We start from the raw sequence: 993 nt of genomic DNA, 5'->3' as shown, positions 1-993 counted from the left end.
AGATTTCGATAAAAGATCAACGTTTGAAACAAATCGCAGCAATTGCAGGCTCAGAGAAGGTAATCTACAACCAATTAGAAGTTGTAGATATTGCAGGTCTGGTAAAGGGCGCGAGCAAAGGCGAAGGGCTTGGCAATAAATTTTTAAGCCATATCAGAGAAGTTGATGCCATCGTTCATCTGCTCAGGTGCTTTACGGATGACGATATCAGCCATATACACAGTAAAATAGATCCAATATCAGATGCTGAAGTGGTAGAAATGGAATTAATCCTAGCTGATATTGATAGCATAGAAAAAAGGCTTCCTCAATTGGAAAAGAAAGCAAAGCAAGGTGATAAAGAGCTAAAGAGACAACTTGAATTAATGCAAGAGGTATTAGCTACTTTAAAATTAGGTAAACCTGCAAGAAGTTTGGAGAATATCAATGAAGATGAGATGAAGTTGCTTCAATTGCTGACAACAAAGCCCGTTATGTACGTTTGCAATGTTGAAGATACAAATGTTATAACTGGCAATGAATTATCTAAAAAGGTAGAGAGGATGGCGGAGGAAAATAAAAGCAAATTTTATTGCATTTCAGCAAAACTCGAAGCAGATATTGCAAATCTTGATAGTGAAGAGGAAAAACAGAGTTTTTTATCAGAATTTGGCTTACAAGAATCAGGCCTTGATGGAGTAGCGCGTATTATGTATGAAGTGCTGAGTATGATAACTTTCTTTACTGTGGGCCCCAAAGAAGCACGTGCATGGCCAGTAAAAATAGGGTCAACAGCCGATAAAGCAGCAGGTGTAATCCACACTGATTTTGAGAAAGGCTTTATAAAAGCAGAGACAATAAGCTTTGCAGACTACATAAAGTATGGAAGTGAATCAGCTTGCAAAGACGCAGGAAAAATTCGCTTTGAAGGCAGAGATTATATCGTGCAAGATGGCGATATAATGCACTTTAGGTTTAATGTGTAGTTTATTATGCAGCCACTTATTTAAAGTT

The 993-nt window shown here is 37.6% G+C and carries 1 protein-coding gene; it reads left to right on the top strand.

The window, feature by feature from the left end:
* Window positions 1-965: redox-regulated ATPase YchF (gene ychF, locus WG67_RS06050; protein ID WP_458694985.1), on the top strand; the 965-nt coding region annotated here is incomplete at its 5' end.
* Window positions 966-993: the final 28 nt, after the last annotated feature.

This window comes from Wolbachia endosymbiont of Drosophila incompta (genome assembly GCF_001758565.1).
Lineage (GTDB): Bacteria > Pseudomonadota > Alphaproteobacteria > Rickettsiales > Anaplasmataceae > Wolbachia > Wolbachia pipientis.
Note: the sequence above shows the minus strand (reverse complement) of the source record. Positions and strands in the feature narration are given on the sequence as shown.